Origin of the sequence: Pontibacter virosus (assembly GCF_003096355.1) — a bacterium.
Classification (GTDB): domain Bacteria; phylum Bacteroidota; class Bacteroidia; order Cytophagales; family Hymenobacteraceae; genus Pontibacter; species Pontibacter virosus.
Genome location: NZ_QEKI01000007.1, coordinates 132,417 through 145,513, shown reverse-complemented (window position 1 = coordinate 145,513; position 13,097 = coordinate 132,417). Strand labels below are relative to the sequence as shown.

At 49.9% G+C, this 13,097-nt stretch carries 12 protein-coding genes; 2 read left to right on the top strand and 10 right to left on the bottom strand.

Annotation, left to right across the window (positions count from 1 at the left end; translation table 11 throughout):
- Positions 1-43 precede the first annotated feature (43 nt).
- The gene (locus tag C8E01_RS12640; RefSeq protein WP_116543807.1) at positions 44-1,093 is read left to right on the top strand and encodes a glutathione synthetase; all 1,050 of its coding nucleotides are present in this window, start codon (positions 44-46) and stop codon (positions 1,091-1,093) included.
- A 587-nt stretch (positions 1,094-1,680) separates the two neighbouring features.
- Here C8E01_RS12640 and C8E01_RS12635 read toward each other — a convergent pair.
- The 4 genes from C8E01_RS12635 to C8E01_RS12620 form a co-directional block, all read right to left on the bottom strand.
- Entirely contained in the window at positions 1,681-2,133 is a 453-nt protein-coding gene (locus C8E01_RS12635) for a hypothetical protein (RefSeq protein WP_116543806.1), read from the bottom strand.
- 27 nt (positions 2,134-2,160) lie between these two features.
- Positions 2,161-3,069: a hypothetical protein gene (locus C8E01_RS12630; protein WP_116543805.1), complete on the bottom strand. Its 909-nt coding sequence runs from the start codon at positions 3,067-3,069 to the stop codon at positions 2,161-2,163.
- 120 nt (positions 3,070-3,189) lie between these two features.
- Complete coding sequence (locus C8E01_RS12625; protein WP_116543804.1) at positions 3,190-4,008, bottom strand: energy transducer TonB; 819 nt, start codon at positions 4,006-4,008, stop codon at positions 3,190-3,192.
- A gap of 61 nt (positions 4,009-4,069) precedes the next feature.
- A complete protein-coding gene (locus tag C8E01_RS12620) occupies positions 4,070-4,903 on the bottom strand; it encodes an energy transducer TonB (RefSeq protein WP_116543803.1) in 834 nt (277 codons plus the stop codon).
- A gap of 140 nt (positions 4,904-5,043) precedes the next feature.
- Between C8E01_RS12620 and C8E01_RS12615 the strand changes: the two genes are divergently transcribed.
- Complete coding sequence (locus C8E01_RS12615; RefSeq protein WP_116543802.1) at positions 5,044-6,894, top strand: ABC transporter ATP-binding protein; 1,851 nt, start codon at positions 5,044-5,046, stop codon at positions 6,892-6,894.
- Between the two features lie 157 nt (positions 6,895-7,051).
- On the opposite strand, the gene C8E01_RS12610 is transcribed toward C8E01_RS12615, so the two are convergent.
- The 6 genes from C8E01_RS12610 to C8E01_RS12585 form a co-directional block, all read right to left on the bottom strand.
- Positions 7,052-7,822: a DUF2490 domain-containing protein gene (locus tag C8E01_RS12610; RefSeq protein WP_116543801.1), complete on the bottom strand. Its 771-nt coding sequence runs from the start codon at positions 7,820-7,822 to the stop codon at positions 7,052-7,054.
- Between the two features lie 252 nt (positions 7,823-8,074).
- Entirely contained in the window at positions 8,075-9,853 is a 1,779-nt protein-coding gene (locus C8E01_RS12605) for an SLC13 family permease (protein WP_116543800.1), read from the bottom strand.
- Between the two features lie 186 nt (positions 9,854-10,039).
- A complete protein-coding gene (locus tag C8E01_RS12600; RefSeq protein WP_116543799.1) occupies positions 10,040-10,477 on the bottom strand; it encodes an SIR2 family protein in 438 nt (145 codons plus the stop codon).
- A 122-nt stretch (positions 10,478-10,599) separates the two neighbouring features.
- Positions 10,600-11,073, bottom strand: coding sequence for a fasciclin domain-containing protein (locus tag C8E01_RS12595; protein ID WP_116543798.1), 474 nt, complete (start codon positions 11,071-11,073; stop codon positions 10,600-10,602).
- Between the two features lie 96 nt (positions 11,074-11,169).
- On the bottom strand, positions 11,170-11,796 hold the full coding sequence (locus C8E01_RS12590) for a rhomboid family intramembrane serine protease (RefSeq protein ID WP_116543797.1): 627 nt from the start codon (positions 11,794-11,796) through the stop codon (positions 11,170-11,172).
- A 318-nt stretch (positions 11,797-12,114) separates the two neighbouring features.
- Entirely contained in the window at positions 12,115-13,089 is a 975-nt protein-coding gene (locus tag C8E01_RS12585; RefSeq protein ID WP_116543796.1) for a polyprenyl synthetase family protein, read from the bottom strand.
- Between the last annotated feature and the right edge of the window lie 8 nt (positions 13,090-13,097).

The following is a 13,097-nucleotide window of genomic DNA, read 5'->3' as shown; positions in this document are numbered from 1 at the left end:
AATACCTAAACCGAAACTCTACTAACATACCAACTCAGCATCCATGACTATAGCATTTGTAGTAAACGATATAAGTACAGAGCGGCCAGGCTATGCCACCGTTTTTATGGCGCAACGCATGCACAACTTCGGACACACCGTGTTCTTAACGGGCGTGGGCGACCTTGCCTACTACCCAGATGGCTACATGGGCGCCACGGCCGTGCAGGCCGATCCCAACCATAAGTATAAATCGCCTGCCACCTACCTGGAGGCCTTACAAAGCGAAAAAGCCAATAAAATACGTATTACAGCACCAGATCTGGACGTGCTTATGCTTCGCAACGATCCTTCTGCCGAAGGAGAAGGCAGAGCTTGGGCCCAGAATGCAGGCATCATTTTCGGGCAGCTGGCCCTGCGCCACGGCGTGATTGTGCTCAACGACCCGACTTCGCTCTCCGATGCCGTCAACAAGATGTACTTTCAGCACTTTCCGGAGGCGGTGCGCCCCCGCACGCTCATCACCCGCGACAAAGAAGAGATAAAGCAGTTTTTTCAGGAGCAGAAAAACAACATTATCCTGAAGCCGCTACAAGGCTCTGGCGGTTCGGGTGTGTTTATGGTGAAGAAGAACGACGCCACCAACCTCAACCAGATTGTGGAGGCCATCAGCCGCGACGGTTATGTGATTGCGCAGGAATACCTGCCGCAGGCCACTGAAGGCGACGTGCGCCTGTTTGTGGTAAACGGCGAGGCATTGCAATACAAGGGGAAATACTGCGCCCTGCGCAGGGTTGGCGCCAAAGACGACATCCGGAGCAACCTGCATGCAGGGGGTTCTGCACAGCCCGTGAAAGTAGACCAAACCATGTTGGACCTGGTAGAACTGGTGCGCCCAAAGCTGATACAGGACGGCATGTTTATGGTCGGGCTGGATATAGTGGGAAACAAACTCATGGAGATAAACGTGTTCAGTCCCGGAGGGCTTAACGGTGTCAGCGAAATGGAAGGGGTTGATTTTTCTGTGCCTATCATAGAGTCGCTCGAGCGGAAGGTTCACTACAAAAAAACCTACGGCGTTCAGATCGACAATAAAACAGTGGCTATGATTTAAGCCTGGCCTCAAGCCCCGAAAAGGGACAGTCGGAAACGCGTTTTGAGTAACGCGTTTCCGACTGTCCCTTTTTTATGCATTAGGTATAGTGAATCTAGATATTCCGATGCGTGGAAAACTCATTATTCTTCCGAAGATCTTAGCCCTTGAGATAAGCTAGAGAAGCCGTTAGGAAATCAAATAGGAGGAGTGAGATAAAAATTATTGCCCTGACAATCAAGAACATATAAAAAGCGCAAAAAAAATTACATGCTTTGCTTTTGTTTATAAAAACAAAACTATAATTTTGCACCCGATTTGAGAGAGATACATAACCGGAAAGCTAATATGAAAAGCAATTCCCAAATACGCAAATCTCAGTCTAATTTTCTTGAATTTTATTAGCTGTGTACAGCACAGTTTTAGAAAAGTGATATACGATCTGCCTCGGCAGGTATAAAGATAAGGTTAGTTAAAGTTTAGATTAGTTTGTTTTAAGGTGAGAGAAGGCCCCGGTCATTTTGACGGGGCTTTTCTCATTTCAGAGCTTTTTGACTTTATAATGCTAGTAATCTAGCAGATTTATCATCCTCTTTGTTAACTGTAAATTAAGTATACAGCAAATAGGCAGTACCCAGTGTAACAGGTATAGCGGCTAATAATAGTTTCAAAATCAGCCCAGGTGAGGGTGTGCCTGCTCCCCATGGCAGTTTCGTTTTAAATACGTAGCGAAGACTGGTTACCAAAGCTACCATCGCCAGCAGGCCCGCCACTAAGTGTGTAATGGCAATGGCTGTATCGAAGGCAGCAGCCTGCCCCATACTATGCTCGGCAGTGCGCAGGTTCCAGTAGACGAGCACCAGCAGACTGGGCAAGGATACCAGCGCCCCCAACCGCATGCTGAACAAAGTGAGCCACGAAGCAAAGGCAAAAAGCGGAATCGCTGCCATCAAGCCCATTCTCCGGTAAAAGAGGGCTTCATCTCCTGTCAGATCAGTGTAGAGCAGGATCAGGAGTGCGTGGGCAAAGCCCGTCAGGAAAAGCAGCAGGTAGCGCGTCATAAGCTACTATACTGCAGAAGCAGGTTTTCAGATTTCTTCCAGGGTGTAATAGGTATAGGTGCTCCGCAAGAGTGGCAGTTTTTCGGGAAGGTTTGTGTTGTATACCTGCACCTCATATGCCTCCCCCGCTTCGTTGTAACTGTATACCTCCTCCATGTAAGGCTTACCGCTTCGTAAAATGGTGCGCTGGCTTAGCATGCCTGTTTCGTCATACACAAAGTTTATCTCTTCAGAGGCACCCTTCACATTTCTGATCCGGATCTGCTTTAGCCGCCCGGCTATATTGTAGTCGAACTCCATGCGCTTTTGCAGCATGCCATCTTTGTGTAGTTCACGTTCTACTACAAAGCCCTCCTGTGTGCGGTGCGACCAGCCCGGCCCACGCTCCTGCAAGTGGCGCATGGTATAGCTGCCAATGTAGTTGCTGTAAATGAGCGCCGCGTTCTTATGCAATTCCTCCTTTGCTTTAAGATTTCCATCCGGCCAGTAGGCCACGTTGATCAACGGCTGGAAAGCGCCCGTCGTGGGGTCGTACATTTCAACCTGCTGGCTTTTGGGCATCAGGTTCGTATCCAGGTTTTTCTTATACTTAATGGCGATCCCCGTCAGCGCACTCCAGTTGGTGGTATACACATCGGATATAAAGTTCTTTTCCTGGATGACCACTGCATCGGCGCCGTACTCCCTGGCTTTGTCCTGCAGGTTTTTGATCATGTAGGCATGAGGCACATTCTCCTCACTCCTTGTTTCAAGCGCTGCCAGTTTAATGTACTCCTCCTGTGGCCACTCGCCGCGAAAGAACACTTCTATTTCATAAGCATGAGGTTGTGCAGGAATTTTGGTCAGTCGTTCGTCCACTTCAGGGTATAGCGACGGGGAGCAGGCGGTTAGCGTAATAGTCCCCGCCAGCAGCAAGAGCAGTACAGATTTTTTCATAGGTCTTTACGTATTGTTCTGACCCAATATTGCTCAAACATCATGCTGTATTTGCAAAGCATTGGCCTGTACTTAAAAAAATATAGCCAAATACTATATAAGCAAAGACTGTTCAGGCTGCTAGCGTGTGGCGAACCGCAGCGGAAATATATACGTCATCTCTGTAGGCACGCCTTCTATTGTTCCGGGTTTGAATTTTGGAAATTGCTTTACTACCCGAATAGCTTCGGCTTCGCAGTCTGGATGCAAACCCTGCAACATTTCTATCTTACTGATTTGGCCTGTGGTATCAACCATAAACGACACCACTACTATACCCTGTATCCCTGCTTTCAGAGCATTACCAGGATAGCGTACATTCTTGCCTACCCATCTGAACATTTGCATTTCACCACCCGGAAACTCCGGCATCACTTCCATCGGGGTGTGCTTCACTTCCTCCCCAGCCTCATTGTATACCCTGCCAATCAGCATTTTGCCATTATCGTATACCTCTACCCTGCGCAAGGCTCCCGACGGGAAGTATGATTTGAGTGTGTCGACGAGTTGGTAGCGGTGGTACTGGCGGCTAATGTGCACCTGGCCATTTTCGTACCAGCGCGTGTGCGGACCAGTCAGGCTGTCGTTGCGGAAATTCGTCTCCAGCTTAACCTGGCCTCCCGCAAACCATTCGTAGTGCGTACCGTACTTTAGTTTTTTGCCCTGAGCCCAATGTTTATACCTATGCTGCCGCAGTTTACTGTTGTCTTTCAGCAGATAGCGTGTGCTAACAATGCTTCCCGCCGAATCTTCCTCTGTCACAACTTTGTACAAGGCCTTTCCGGGCTCAACCTCCCGCCCCTCTTCATTGAAGTATTCTGTGTGAAGTGATTGGGAAACGGCTACGTGCCCACAAAGAAGCAGAAGGGCCATTGCCAGGAATGTGTAAAGTTGTTTCATTAACTGAGATTGGTTAAGCTTTAAAAAAACGCCTATTAAGAATAGAGCTTTGCTTGGCTTGCTAATGCAGCGCAAAGCGCACGGGTAAGGTATAGCGCACCGGCGTGGGCTTTCCCTCCAGCAGGCCTGGTTTCCAGGTGGGCATTCCTCTCACGACACGCAGCGCCTCGGCATCCGCATCCACGTGAAATCCTTTGATCACTTCCGGATTGTTGATGTTGCCCTCCTTGTCTATCACAAAAACGACGAATACTATGCCCTCCGCTTTTGCTTTGCGGGTGGTTTTGGGGTAGCGGATGTAGCTCCCCAGCCATTGCAGCATCCGCTTCTCTCCGCCCGGAAACTCAGGCATTACCTGCATCGGGAAATAGGCCTGCTCTTTTCCGGTTTCATCGTATACCTTGCCCGTTTGCATGTTGCCATCGGCATATACCTCTTGTCGGCGTATAACTCCTGTTTCGTAATAAGACGTGAGTGTATCAGTAGGCGTACCGTTATGGAATTTCCGACTTAGCTCCTTTTGCCCGCTTTCGTACCATGTGTTGAAATTGCCTGTCAATTCATTGTTCAGGTAATAGGCTTCTGTCTTTAGCTGTCCGTTTTCATACCATTCCATACTCGGGCCGTGCTGTGTGCCATAGCCATACTTGCCCCCATCAATATTGCTATAGATAGTCAGACTTAACTTTTTGTTGGTTCCTGACTGGAACTTAGTGCGGGTACCTCGCCCGAGCGAGTCTTTTTTAGATACAATGAAGTACGCCGCTTGGTCCGGGCTCACTTCTTTTCCGTTTTCGTTTACGTACTTAGTGCTGATTTCCGGATACTGGGCCTGTGCATAATGACCTATACAAAACAGGGTCACCGCCAACAAGAAAGAGTAAATATGTTTCATCGCCTAAAAATAAAGATAAGTTCGAAAAAAGCATCTGGGTGCAGACCTAAATACTACAGCTTTTGTTATGGTAAGATGGCAGGGCGAAAACATAAGCCCATTTTTTCGGTATAGGTATAGGTTTCAGGTATAGATTGACGATGAACAGACCGAGCAAAGGTGCCCGTGGGGCGAATCAGACAGATGATAAGAAGAGCTTCCGCGAACAGGTGGGCGCCCTGAAAAACCTGCCCAAATTCTTCCGCCTGATCTGGAATACGAGCCCGAGCATGACCATCGGCAACGTGCTGCTTCGCCTTGTCAAGTCGGCTATACCTTTGGCGATGCTGTATGTGGGCAAGCTGATCATCGACGAGGTGATCGGGCTGATTGCCGTAACCGGAGAGCGCGATCTGAGCTTTCTTTGGATACTGGTGGCGGCAGAACTGGGCCTGGCTATCCTTTCAGATATCTTCAACCGGGGCATCACGCTGCTCGACAGCCTGTTGGGCGATCTTTTCTCCAACAATACCTCGGTGCAGCTTATCGAGCACGCCGCCCGACTGGACCTCGCGCAGTTCGAAGACGCAACGTTCTATGACAAACTGGAGCGGGCCCGTCGGCAGACCATCACGCGGGTGGTGCTCATGTCGCAGGTGCTCTCGCAGTTACAGGATATGGTCACGATCGCGTTCCTGGCCGTGGGCCTGATTGCCTTCAATCCCTGGCTTATCCTGATTTTGCTGGTGGCCGTTATACCTTCTTTTTTGGGTGAGACGCACTTCAACGAGCGTACTTATTCCCTCTCCCGCTCCTGGACGCCTGAGCGCCGCGAACTCGACTACCTGCGCTACATTGGCGCCTCCGACGAAACGGCGAAGGAGATCAAAACCTTCAACCTATCGGGCTTCCTGGCAACCCGTTTTAAACAACTCTCCGACCGCTACTATGCCTTAAACAAAAGCCTGATCGTGCGGCGGGCCGTGTGGGGAAGCGCCCTCTCCTCTTTGGGTACGCTGGCTTATTATGGCGCCTATATTTTTATACTGGCACAGACGGTGGCAGGGGCTATTACGGTGGGTACGCTCACCTTCCTGGCAGGCTCGTTCAGCAACATGCGCAGCTTGCTGCAGGGCATCATGACGCGCTTTTCGCAGATTGCCGAGAGTGCCCTATACCTGCAGGATCTTTTTGACTTCCTGGAGCTGAAACCGCAGATCACGCCGCCTGCCAATCCACTGCAAATTCCACGACCTATAAAAGAAGGCTTTACCTTTGAGAATGTCGGCTTTAAGTACCACAACAGCGAAAAATGGGCGGTACGCTACCTCTCCTTCCACCTTCGGGCTGGCGAGAAACTAGCGCTGGTAGGCGAGAACGGGGCTGGCAAAACAACACTGGTCAAGCTATTGGCCCGCCTCTACGAACCTACCGAGGGCCGTATTCTACTCGACGGCGTCGACCTGCGCGAGTACGACCTCAACGATCTACGCCACCAGGTTGGCATCATCTTTCAGGACTATGTGCGCTTTCAAATGACAGCCTCCGACAACATTGCCATCGGGCAGATCAGCAACATCGCAGACCGCGACCGCATACAGGGCTCTGCGCAGAAGAGCCTGGCCGACCCCGTGATACAGCGTCTGCCGGATGGCTATGAGCAGGTGCTGGGCAAGCGCTTCAACAAAGGCGTGGAACTGTCGGGAGGGGAATGGCAGAAGGTGGCGCTGGCCCGGGCTTATATGCGCGACGCGCAGCTGCTCATCCTCGACGAGCCCACCTCAGCACTCGACGCCCGCGCCGAGCACGAGGTTTTCCTGCGCTTCTCAGAACTGATTGCCGGTAAAACAGCCGTGCTTATCTCCCACCGCTTTTCTACGGTACGCATGGCTGACCGCATTCTGTTTCTGGAGCAGGGGCAGCTCAAAGAGCTTGGTTCGCATGAAGAGCTCCTGGCGCAGAATGGCAAATATGCCGAGTTGTTTGCGCTACAGGCGAAAGGGTATCTGTAGGCACGTATCAGGACAAAAGATTTCCTGATTAAGGCCAACTGAGTTCTGCATGCTAAGCGTCAAAACCAAATGCCCTTTATTTTTTGAGCGTGTTTTATTCTCCTCAGGTCTAATCAGACTTTATACTTAGCACGCTTTCGTGCGGACCAGGCATACCTTAGTCTTCCGCACCCATCTGTTTTTTCGTTAAATCTATTCTGTGGGAGATGGTTAGCTGAGCGATGTGCCGGTTGTAGAACTGGTTGCCCGCTGCCCGTTGCTGGTACCAGTGCAGGTAGCCTGCTTCCACTTCCAGATTATCTAAAACACCGTAGCTCAACCCAGCATAGATCCTGTTCTGGTCGAAGCGGTTGTACACAATCTTGTTGCCGGCATTTACATGGATCTCATCGTTTAACTTGAGCTTGAGCGGCTGTTCGTTAATCTCTGCCAATCGGTACTCTATACCTAGCCTATACCTGAAGCGGTAATTCGTGTTATATCCGGGGGCCAGCTCTCCATTGCTTGTGTTCCGAAAGAAGCGCTTCTCGGCCCTATACCTGTGCGTAATGGTTAACCTTCCAAGCGGCTGATTGTAGTTAAACTGTATGTGCGGCCTTAGTTCAGGCACAACCAGTCTTTGTGTAGCTTTGGGATCGTTCGGGCTTTGCCGGAAATACGTAAAGCCTGCCACCGCCTCCCAGTTTTCGCCTAGCGCGTAACGGGCTTGCGAGCGCAGCACGAATTGGTGGTGCCTGTTGGGGTTTATAAAGCGCCTTTCATGTATTTCGGACGTCAGCGACCACTTTGGGTGGAATTTGAGCGTGTTAGCATAAGAGAGCCAGACCAGTTGCTGGTGTATTACTTCTTTTGCAGGAGATTGGGCATAACCCGCAGCGGCATACAGCACACCTACTGAAAGCAGCACGCAAAGCCGTATTTTATTCATCCTCCGCCATAAAATGCCAAACCAGTATCACACAGGCCAGACTCAGCACTGCCAGTAAGATCAGAAACAGGTCCTCTCCCATGGTTGGATGATATTGCGTTGTACAATCGCTTTCTTTTCAGTTGCCCTTTTACAGCTTTTCCTGTGTACAGGCATACCTGCTAACAAGTTAATTAAATTCGCCATTACAACGGCACATTACTCAACATTGCACTGCGAACAGTTAAGCAATTCTGTCCCACGTGGAACAATTTAAAACGGAAAGAAAAAAGGTATGATAAACGAAGCCACCAGCCATAGCAGGATATTGAGCGGCGTGCCTACACGCAGGTAGTCTACAAATCTGTAATTCCCCGGTCCGTAAATCATGGTATTGGTCTGATAGCCCATGGGCGTCATGAAGCTAAGGGAGGCTGCATAGGCCACCGCCACCAGAAAAGGGCGCACGCTCACTCCCATCTCTTTGGCAGCCACGATGGCAATGGGTGCCAACAGGGCCGCCGTGGCGTTGTTCGACATAAAATTGGTAGACATAAAGGTGATGAAGAAGAAGGCAGACAAAAGCGCATGCGGCCCGTAACTACCTATCGAATTGACCAGATAGCCTGAGAGCAGACTGGCAGCACCGGTCTTTTCTAGGGCCGTACCCATGGAAAGCACACCGGCCAGCATAAAAATCACTTTCCACTCAATGGCCTTGTAGAGTTCGTCGAGGCGGATGGATTTGGTGAGCACCAGCAACACCACGCCTACCAATGCACTGAGCACAATGTGCGCCAACCCTGTGGCCGCTGTAAACACCACGCCTACCCCTATGATCAGTACAGGTATAATCTTGCTGTAATCGTAGTGGCTGCGCTCTGTTTCGGAGATAAGCAGAATGTCCTCGTTGTTGCGCAGGTTTAAAGCCTGGCTCTTGTCGGCCGAAATCAGGAGCACGTCGCCGGCCGAGAGCTGCGTGTGAGTGAGTTTTTCGTGCAGAATTTCGTCGCGGTGACGGATGGCAACAACCGTGGCTCCGTGGTTATAGGCCCTGAAGTCAAGTTCTTTCAGGGACTTGCCTACCATGTATGAGTTGGGCGTAACGATGGCCTCGTAGAGCTTTGAGTTGGCATTGTTCAAATCCTCATCATTGAGCTTCCGCTCCGATTTCAATTTGATGCCCTTTTCCTCCTTCATTTTCTTGAGCTTCTCCACATCGCAGCGCACCTTTAGCACATCGCCGGCCCGCAGCATGGTATAGGGCGTGGCGTTGAGCTTGTACTTGTCGCGGGTAACCTGCAGCACGTCTATGTCGAGGTTCTGCACCAGACTGGAACTGCTGAGCGGCATACCTACCGAGGGCGAATTGGGCAACAGCACGATTTCGGTCAGGTAGTCGCCCATGTTGAAATCTTCTGTCAGGTCATCAGCCACCTTGCGGGTAGGCAGCAGGAAGCGGCCCGCAAATAGCATGTAAAGCACCCCGGTTATCAGAAAAAAAATCCCGGCAGACGATAGTTCGAACATCCCGATGGGGGCTTCTCCCTGCGCCTCGGCTATACCACTCACCAGTATGTTGGTGGAGGTGCCGATAAGAGTGCAGACGCCACCCAAAAGTGCTCCGAAAGAGAGTGGCATCAACAGTTTGGCAGGACTGATGCGGGTGTCGCGCGCTACCTGTATCACCATAGGCATGAGCAGAGCCACCACCGCCGTGTCGTTAACAAAAGCGGACAACAGGCCCGCCACCAGCATAACTGCCAGTAAACAGAGCAGGTAATTTTGGCGCCCAACCCGGGTGAGTAACACACCCACACTGCTCAAGGCCCCAGATTTAAAAATCGCTGTGCTGATGATGAACATACAAGCCACTGTGATGGTGGCAGGATTGCTGAAACCGGCAAGTCCCTCGGCGGGCGTGAGTATGCCGAGCATCATGAAGAGTGACATAACCAGAATAGCTGTCGTATCGATGGAGAGCTTCTCGCTGACGAAAAGCACCACAGCCACCGCTATCACAGACAGAACTACGCCGATCTCGTACGTCATGCTCGCTATTTAAGGATAGAACCGACCTTGTATGCTGCTAGTCAGGAGGCCTAGCATTGCCACAGACAAGAGGAGAAATAATTGGTAGCTATAACTGCATTTGAAGCCAAACAGTTACAAAAGATCGGAATTAGCGGAAAGGAAAAAAGCAGTGATGTAAAAAGAAATGCTGCAGAAAGGCGAGTGTTATACCATTGTTTTGTCGAGCCAATCCTGAGCCGCTTCGCAGGTTTCGAAATGTTGAGAAGGCAGTTCGATCTTCTTTATACTATCCGTTACCTGCAGACTAGCAATTCTATCGATAGGCATGACATTGGCAATCCTGCTTAGTCCGGCTACCTGCATTCTGCGCTGCGACTCTTCGTGTATACCATTGAGTTGTTGTGGATGGGTGATCATGCTGCGCATATCGATGAGCAGAGTAAAACCGGGCGCAACCAGTTGCAAAGCTCTGTCCCAATCTTTCAGAAAGTCAGGTACGCTGTCGGTGTTTTTCCAAAAGCCAAGTATGCTGAAGTATATTCTGTTCCTAATGCCGTCATAGCCTATTTCGTAACACGAATTACTTGCAACATTCTGTTGGGTCGTTAGACAGGGGTCGGTATGTGGCTTTTTGCTATCCATGCAGGGCTTAGATATAGCATACGCAATCGCTCAATAAACGCATGATACCTATTCAAGGATGAGTAGCCATATAAGAGGTAATGCTGTACAATCTTGAATTTTGGTTGTTTATTCTCTTCTTTTTAAGGTTGTAGCACCCCACCTAACTCGTGTACCATACCATTTCGGAGGGCAATGTCGGCTATGCGTAACTGCACGCCGTTTAGCAGGGTACTGCCCTTTTTACGGCACACATTCAGTGTAGTACCACCATAGGTTTGTAAGCGGCTCCCCTCTTTAAAGTCAGTTCCGGACAGAGTGCCTTTGACCAGGTGAGCTGCCATCACAGCGCGTATTTTCTCTACGGATTGCCCTTTTAACTCCTGTAAACGTGCTTCGGGAGGCATCAGCAAGGTATAGGCCGTACTGCCGGAAAGAGTGGGAGCCATACCCGCCGTGGTCAAAAGCTCCGCCAGCACAGGGCGCTCGTTGATAACGTACTCCATAATTGTCGTGCGTTCCAGATTGTTATTCTGTGCCGAGGCTGGTTTGCCTACCAGAAAAGAGGCTATAAAAAGTACTATTCCAAGGTATAGATAGTATCGTTTCGATTTCATCGGTATAAATGCTTGTCTTTAACATTTATACGGAATCCATCGACTCTCAGCCTGAATTAAATTTTGGAGAACCAGTGCAAAAGAGTACAATTACACCTAACCGAACAAGCGCCAGGTACTGATTTGCTCAATAAACAGCGGACCCGCTTTTGGCACCAGTGCCAGTGTAATCAAAAGCCCATAGACTGCCCCGTATAAGTGGGCATCGTGGTTGATGTTGTCGCCCATGCTTTTACCCTTGAAGTAAGAGTACATCAGGTATAGAATACCTAAAATGAAGCCTGGTATACACAGGATGGCATAGAGGCAGATATCCTGCGTCGGGTAAAACAGGATGCTCGAGAACACGACGGAAGCCACACCACCCGAAGCGCCCAAGGCACGATAAGCCGGGTCATCGCGGTGTTTCAGGAAGGTCGGGATATCTGACACGATGATGCCGCCTACATAAATCAGCAGGAAAATAGCAATGCCCATTACATCGCCATAAATAGCGCCAAATGTACGTTCCACCGCATTGCCGAAGAAGTATAGCGTAAACATGTTAAAGAACAGGTGGGTATAGTCGGCGTGCAGGAAACCTGAAGTCAGGAAGCGATGCCACGAGTTATCGCGCACCACAGAGTACGGATGAAAAATCCAGTTCTGCATGAGCTCGTAGTTTTTCCAGGCATACCACGAAATGCCTACTGTAATGATAATCAGGATGATGGTAACGCTCATTTTTTTCTATTGAGTGATTGAGTGAATTAGCGAATGAGTGGTTGTTTTATTTCGATTGAGCGAATGACGTACTGGACTCTCAAACGCTTGACTTTTGCTGGCACTCCCATTTTATCGGGTGCCGCTTAATTGATTTGGCTTTCTGGTATAAGCTAAAGTAATCTGAAGACCTCCCCTACACCTTCTGACATCTATCTATAGCTATAAAGTCCTCTCCTATACCTACAGTTTAAACCGCTATGCTAGTAAGTATACTTCGCTATACCTGCGAATCTATACCTGAGGATTCAATATCTGCGAACCAACAATTTAACAATTCTATGAATCCCTTTCCATCAACTGCAGCGCCAGCCCATGAATGGTAGCTTTACGCTCAATTGGGACTTGCACGGCCTCTAGGTGATACAGCGCTTGCTGGAAATAGAAATCGATTTGTTGCTCGGTTTGCTTTCGGATGTTGAGCTGGTCGTAAACGGCGGTAATGGCTTGTACCTTTTCTTCGGCTGTGTCAGCTCCTGTTTTATCGCGCCAGTTGAGGATGGTTTGCAGTTGCTCCTGGTTGGCTTGTTCCAAAGCTGTCAGCATCAGGAAAGTTTTCTTGTCAGACAGAATATCACCGCCTACTTGCTTACCAAATTTGTCTTTATCGCCATACACGTCCAGCAAATCATCGCGCAGCTGGAAGGCGATGCCTACGTTGTCGCCGAATTGCTTCAGGTGCTCAGCATCGCTGTCGGGGGCTCCCTGCAGAATGGCACCCAATTCCAGACTGAACCCTAAAAGCACGGCCGTCTTGAGTGTGATCATGTGGATGTACTCCTCAATACTCACTTGCTCGCGGCGCTCAAAGTTCATGTCGAGTTGCTGGCCTTCGCATACCTCAGCGGCTGTTTTGCTGAACAACTGCAGCACTTTACCCAGTTTGTCGGACGCTATACCCAGCATCATTTCGTAGGCGCGCACCAGCATCACGTCACCACTCAGGATGGCGGTATTGGCGTTCCACTTTTCGTGCACAGTTTGCTGTCCGCGGCGCAGTGGGGCCTTGTCCATGATGTCGTCGTGCATGAGCGTGAAGTTGTGGAAAACCTCTACTGCCGCAGCAGGCAATAGCGCGTTTTCCACATCATCATCATACATTTTTGCAGCCAGAAGCACCAGTAAGGGCCTTATCCGCTTTCCGCCCAGCGACATGATGTAGCGGATGGGCTCGTACAATTCCGCCGGCTGTTCGCCATAGCGGAGCGTATTTAGGGTTTGGTTAAGCTGGGTTGAAAGCTGCGTAATATCCACAGGATGTA

Coding starts and splice junctions, on each gene's coding strand:
- C8E01_RS12640 (WP_116543807.1), top strand. CDS start 44: ATGACTATAGCATTTGTAGTAAACGATATAAGTACAGAGCGGCCAGGC.
- C8E01_RS12635 (WP_116543806.1), bottom strand. CDS start 2,133: ATGACGCGCTACCTGCTGCTTTTCCTGACGGGCTTTGCCCACGCACTC.
- C8E01_RS12630 (WP_116543805.1), bottom strand. CDS start 3,069: ATGAAAAAATCTGTACTGCTCTTGCTGCTGGCGGGGACTATTACGCTA.
- C8E01_RS12625 (WP_116543804.1), bottom strand. CDS start 4,008: ATGAAACAACTTTACACATTCCTGGCAATGGCCCTTCTGCTTCTTTGT.
- C8E01_RS12620 (WP_116543803.1), bottom strand. CDS start 4,903: ATGAAACATATTTACTCTTTCTTGTTGGCGGTGACCCTGTTTTGTATA.
- C8E01_RS12615 (WP_116543802.1), top strand. CDS start 5,044: ATGAACAGACCGAGCAAAGGTGCCCGTGGGGCGAATCAGACAGATGAT.
- C8E01_RS12610 (WP_116543801.1), bottom strand. CDS start 7,822: ATGAATAAAATACGGCTTTGCGTGCTGCTTTCAGTAGGTGTGCTGTAT.
- C8E01_RS12605 (WP_116543800.1), bottom strand. CDS start 9,853: ATGACGTACGAGATCGGCGTAGTTCTGTCTGTGATAGCGGTGGCTGTG.
- C8E01_RS12600 (WP_116543799.1), bottom strand. CDS start 10,477: ATGGATAGCAAAAAGCCACATACCGACCCCTGTCTAACGACCCAACAG.
- C8E01_RS12595 (WP_116543798.1), bottom strand. CDS start 11,073: ATGAAATCGAAACGATACTATCTATACCTTGGAATAGTACTTTTTATA.
- C8E01_RS12590 (WP_116543797.1), bottom strand. CDS start 11,796: ATGAGCGTTACCATCATCCTGATTATCATTACAGTAGGCATTTCGTGG.